Source organism: Pseudomonas sp. IT-P74 (assembly GCF_949768175.1).
Taxonomy (GTDB): Bacteria; Pseudomonadota; Gammaproteobacteria; order Pseudomonadales; family Pseudomonadaceae; genus Aquipseudomonas.
In genome coordinates, this window is record NZ_CATKQD010000029.1 from 1 (window position 1) to 1,744 (window position 1,744).

General features: G+C 51.7%; 2 protein-coding genes. Both read right to left on the minus strand.

What is annotated here, in order from left to right; genetic code table 11:
* Positions 1 to 65: 65 nt before the first annotated feature.
* The gene (locus ACM6J5_RS16315) at positions 66 to 383 is read right to left on the minus strand and encodes a hypothetical protein (protein ID WP_150674136.1); all 318 of its coding nucleotides are present in this window, start codon (positions 381 to 383) and stop codon (positions 66 to 68) included.
* 13 nt (positions 384 to 396) lie between these two features.
* On the minus strand, positions 397 to 1,744 hold a 1,348-nt coding region (locus ACM6J5_RS16320; protein ID WP_414928968.1), incomplete at its 5' end, for an RHS repeat domain-containing protein.

Below are 1,744 nucleotides of genomic sequence, written 5' to 3' on the forward strand. Positions count from 1 at the left end.
GGCGTCGTAGCCGAAGCAGCTGAAGTGACTGAGAGCAAATTCCCAGCCACTTAATTAGATAAAACTCATGGAATTTTAGCCAACGCCTTTTCAATCTTGCTTGTATTATTAATATCTCCACCTTTATCCACGTAGGCGTGCCAAGCTGGAACTGCCTTCTTGAATAGTTCGAGACATTGGGAGGTAACATCTGATTTTTTTATAACCAAATCCATCTTCAAATTACCATCACTATCAAATGGCTCCTTAAAAATCAGACCACGCACCTTAAGGAAACTCATTAAAACTGTATACCGCACAACTATCTGCCTCTGATATTCGGCGCTTTTATTTCTAGTCATTAGCATCGGTATGCTGCACAAAGTAAAATCCAGATCACTCATTACCAAACTCCTATTACCTTGCACGAATCACTGTCGACACATCAGTTACTTCAATCAATTTTTTGGTACCCGGCTCGCGCACAAAAACTCCACCCGCCTCTCGAATTCTCATTTCTTTTTCCAGCTGCGCAAATTTCGAAGCGGTCAAATTTGTAATTTCTTTAGCTGTGCCGGAACCATCAGTATTCTTAACAACAAAATCAACTCGACGCCCCTCACCAGTTAACGGGTCCTTGACTATTTTCCCCTCAGCATTACGTAGATACCTTTCGCCGAGAACATTTTTCTTACCGTAACGTTTCTCGAATATTGCTTTGGCCCTAGCCTCTCGAGCAGAGCCGGCCACTTTGTTTGGTATGCATTCCCATCCCCACGGATCAGTCCATGCAGTCGTGTTTGGAGCATAGCTGTAGAGATTGTAACCCCCAAACAATCCTATCGGATCCTGCGTAACAAACCGCCCCACCTCCGGATCGTAATACCGAAACGTGTTGTAGTGCAGCCCCGTCTCGTCGTCGAAATACTGCCCCTGAAACCGCAAATTCTGCTCGACGTCATTGACCGCCAGCTTCTCAACCGCCCCCCACGCCTTATACGTCGCCTGCCAGACAATCTGCCCTTCACGGTCAGTCATCTCCAACGGCGTACCAATCTGATCCGTATGAAAGTAATAAAGCTTCTGCGCTTCACCTTCCGCCTGATCCACCCGGGCCAACGGCGCATAACTCCCCGGCTCATACAGGTACAGACTGCTCTGCCCCGGACGCTCTTCGCGCAGCATCCGCAAGCCTTGCCACAAAAAGTGCTTCTGCTCGGTCTTGCCCTTGACCTCTGAAACCTTGGCCACCCGCCGCCCGAGGCTGTCGTACCGATACGATCCGGTACTTTCCAGCTTGCCATTAACCAACGTCTCAGCCCGCACCAACCGATTTTCACAGTCATAACCAAACGTCTGCAGCGTGCCCATGCCGCTGCGTTTTTCAATCAGGTTGCCCCACGCATCGTAGGCATACTCCTGGTCCCGCCAGCGCTGGAGGCGGTTGTCTTTGACGTGATCAAACTGGCTGGTGTTGAAGTTCAGCCGGTTCGCCGCGGCGTCGTAGCGGAATTCTTCACTGTCGATCAGCCGGCCGGTGTCGCGACTGTGCAACTGGCCGTTGGCTTCGTATTGGTACTTGATCTCGCCGCGCAGTTTGTCGAGGGTGCGGGTCAACTCGCCAGCGGGGTCGTACTGGTGCCGGCGATGGATCGGGTTGTAGGCATGTTCGACCAGCAGGTCGGGCTGGATGCCGGGGTTGTGGATTCTCGAGAGTTTTTCCGCCGGCAGGCGCGAGGCGAACTGCCAGCTCTTGCGGCCCATG